The following is a 3627-nucleotide window of genomic DNA, read 5'->3' as shown; positions in this document are numbered from 1 at the left end:
GTGGGAGCTGCGGTGCGACGACTCGACTTGCCAGCGATTGCGGTGGGTCAGCCACCATTGATGTCGAATGTGCTGCCGTCATCGCGGGCAAGCCCGCTCCCACAGGGGGACGGGGTGCCGCAAGTTTTGTTCTGGGCAATCAAAGGAAATACTTGAGGTTGAACCCGACGTTGTCGCGGTCGCGGATGCCGTTGTTTTGTCCGCCGCCGTAGAACTCGGTGTATTGCAGTTCGGCTTCGAGCTTGTTCTGGTAGTTGGCCTTGATCCCCAGCGTGTAGGCCTTGCGACCTTCGATGGTGTTGCCGGCCTGATAGCTGTTGCCCTTGAAGTCATCCTTGTAAACCACGTAAGGCGAGACGTTGACCCCGGCGTACACGTCGTTCCACGTGCCGTTGAGCATCGCCGTGTAGCTGTAGGAATCACGGTTGACCTGATCGTCGCGATCACCGCCCGACACATAGGAATAGTTACCGGTACCCGCGTAATAACGCGTGCTGCCGTCATAAGCGGTGTATTGCAGGCTGCTGCCGCGCAGGTGTTCGGAGGCCAGTTCGAAGATACCGAACAGCGAGTCGAACGAAGCCGTCGGGCCGAAGTTGTAAATGGTGCCCAGCGAGGTGTTGAACGCTTCGACGCGCTCGGCGTTGTTGATCTCGCTGTTGAGATTGACCATCTGCCCGCCGACGTTGATTGACCGGCCCGTCACCGCCACAGCCGCACCGTTGGCCAGGTCGCCGATCAAATCGTTGGTCGCCGCGACGCCGATCGGCAGATTCGGCCGATAAGCGATTTCACCGAACACCGAGGCCTCGCCCAGCGTGGTGTTGAAGCTGAAACCGTACATGCGAATGTCTTCGGCATAGCGACGATGCGCCTGAATGTTGCCCATCACATCGGCGGTGGCCAGACCGTTGGCGAGCGCTCCCGCCTGATCGCCCGCAACACCGGCCAACAGGTTGGTCAGGGCGTTCATGTCGATGCCGTTGTAGCCGCCCAGATCTGCCGCAATGGTCGGTTCCTTGGCGTGGTAATTGACCATGTACAAACCGAACTCGGTGCTGTTGAGCTGCTCGGCGATGTAACGAAAGGCGAAGCCGAACTGGCCATCGTTGCGCGCGTTGTAGTCCTTGCCGACCGACGCCACCTTCAGCGTGTTGCCGTAAGCCGGCGTCACGCCGTTGGCGTACAGGCCAGTGGTCTGCAAAACCGGATTGAGCAACGGGTTGTTGCCCAACGCGCTGTACAGGCCGATAACGTTGCCAAACCCCGGCACCGGCGTATCGAGCGCCGTGCCGCTGAAGTTGTTGTAACCGGTGTTGCCGCCGTCAGCGAACAAGTCGGTTTGCGAGTAGAAGGTGCCGACCGGATCGATGCGGGTTTCCTTCCAGTTGGTCTGGTAGAAACTCTCCATCGTCAGCGAATCGGTGAGGCCGAGGTTGAAGCTCAGCGCCTCCACCGGCACCAACACTTCCTTCACTTCCGCGCCGGGCAGTCGGTACTTCGCCGCGTCCACCGGGTTGGTGGTGTTGATGCCGCCGCGATAGAAAATCCCCTCGCCCCAGTTGAAGACCTGACGGCCGACACGCGCGGTCACCGGCATCTGCGCGACGTCCCAACTGCCATGCACGTAGGCGTCGAGCATCTCGATGCGGCTGCCGGCGATGTCGCGGGTCTGGCCGGTGAAGTGGTCGTCCTGCGGATAACTCTGGCTAGGTTGCGAGGGGCTGTTGTTGTCGTAGTAATTGTTGCGCTTGTCCATCAGTTGCGTGTCGTAGAACGCGGTGCCGCGCATGAACACGCCGTAGTTCTGGTAGTTGGCCTCAAGCTCGGAGGTGATCTTGTACACCTCGGAGACCAGCCCAGTGTCGAAGTTGCGATTGCCGTCGTTGGTGTTGACGTCATCGTTGGTTTTATCGCGCCCCTGCACCCGCCACAAACGGCCATAGGACAAAGTCGTGTCGAACGAGCCGGTGACCTGTTTGTCGAGCACGCTGAATTCCACCGCGTGTGCGCCATCGACTGCGCACAGTTGCAGCAGCCCGGCCAGGCCGACACCGGGGAGCGCGGCGCCCGTCAGGCGCAATCGAGTGTTGATCATGTGTTCCTCCTTCCCTGTTTTTTTATTTTTTTTTGTCCTGCCGCGAGGGCTAGGGCGCCAATCCCGCACTGACGTAGATCCGGCTGTGCGCGCCGAAATGCCCCAGCAGCTTGAACAGTTGCTGGTTGAGAGCCGGGTGATCGAAATTTTCCCGTTGCAGCTGATTGCCGCTGCTGAAATCGCTGGTCGCTGGCGCCGTTTCCAGCCACTGCCCGATGGCTTCATCAAACGCTGCGGAGTCATTGACGGACTCGGCGCTGACCACTTCGCGCAGGTAGTCGACCGAGTACGGCGGATACGTTTCGTCTTGGGCGACATCGGCGTAAGCGTCGAGCATCGGATGCGGCTGGCCGGCGCGCAGCAAACGGCGCAGCCACGTCGACTGGTACTTCTCCACTTCCATGTGCCGCGTGGCGACGCGCTCGATGGAGGCCTGTTTGTCCTCGGCGAAACCGGCGATTGCCTTGCCTTCCAGCAGCAGCAGACTGGCGAGGTCGACTCCCGGCAATGGCTTGGCGTGATAGGGCTGGGTCAGGTCCTGAATGTGGTGCAGGCCCCAGCCGAGAAAGCGATAACCCCAATACGAATGACCGCTGGCAAACGCCAGGCGCGCCAGCCCCATGTATTGATACGCGCGCCAGTCCGGCCAACTGCGTTCAAGGAAACCGGCAGCCGCGTAAACCACCGCGCTTTCATGGAAGAAGCCCATGTGAAACGGCGCCTGCGAGCTGTACTGGAAACGCGCATCGCCGAACGGCTGCGGGCCGAAGCCATAGACCGCGCCGACTGCACCGGGGTTGTCGCTGAACAGGTTGATGTCGTGGCCGTAATCCGGCTCATCAGCGGCGCTGGCCAGCACCGCAAGCGGCGCGACTTTTTCGTGGTCGGCGACAACGATGAAGCGCTCGCGATTCCACGGTGAGAGGGTTTGTTCGACCATGACTTGATTGGCCTGCAAATGCTCGCGCTCGGGCAGGTCTTTGCCGGGTAATGGCTGGATGACCATCGCCAGGTAAATCTCGGGATTGATGCGCAATGCCGTGAGGAAGTCGTGGCGCAGATTGTCACTCGGCGTGGCCGGTAATTTCAGCGCGTCGGGGCGTGGTGGATATTGGACGAAGTGTTCGCGGGCGAAGGTTTCCTGTTCCTCCAGCAGCGCACTCACAGCCTCGTATTGCTGCGCAAGAAAGGCTTCCAGCGGCTCGACTTCGACCTGTGGCGCGTCGCGCAAGGCCGGCAGATCCTGCAACGCCAGATAGCTGCCCACCGTATGGTTCGACCAGCCCCAGGCGCTCGGGGCCGTTGCACAAAGCAGCAACAGGAGGAAGGTCAGCTTCATTGCTTGTGGTTCTTATTGGAGAGGCTGTGAGGGATGAGCCTAACAACCGACCTCGCCGCTGACACTGTCCGATCTCACCAGAAAAACTCTCCGATGGCGCCAATTCAAACCTCAACACGATCCCTGTAGGAGCTGCCGCAGGCTGCGATCTTTTGATGTTGATCTTGAAAAACAAGATCAACAGATCGCA

Annotated in this window: 2 protein-coding genes; both read right to left on the bottom strand. The window is 60.3% G+C overall.

The genetic code is table 11. From position 1 onward, the window contains the following. Nucleotides 1–139: 139 nt before the first annotated feature. On the bottom strand, nucleotides 140–2098 hold the full coding sequence (locus PMI37_RS19955; RefSeq protein WP_008084268.1) for a DUF1302 domain-containing protein: 1959 nt from the start codon (nucleotides 2096–2098) through the stop codon (nucleotides 140–142). Between the two features lie 49 nt (nucleotides 2099–2147). Further along, nucleotides 2148–3437 carry a hypothetical protein gene (locus PMI37_RS19950; protein ID WP_008084266.1) on the bottom strand — a complete coding sequence of 430 codons (1290 nt, stop codon included), beginning with the start codon at nucleotides 3435–3437 and terminating at the stop codon, nucleotides 2148–2150. Nucleotides 3438–3627: the final 190 nt, after the last annotated feature.

The sequence above is a fragment of the Pseudomonas sp. GM80 genome, from assembly GCF_000282515.1.
GTDB lineage: Bacteria > Pseudomonadota > Gammaproteobacteria > Pseudomonadales > Pseudomonadaceae > Aquipseudomonas.
Note: the sequence above shows the minus strand (reverse complement) of the source record. Positions and strands in the feature narration are given on the sequence as shown.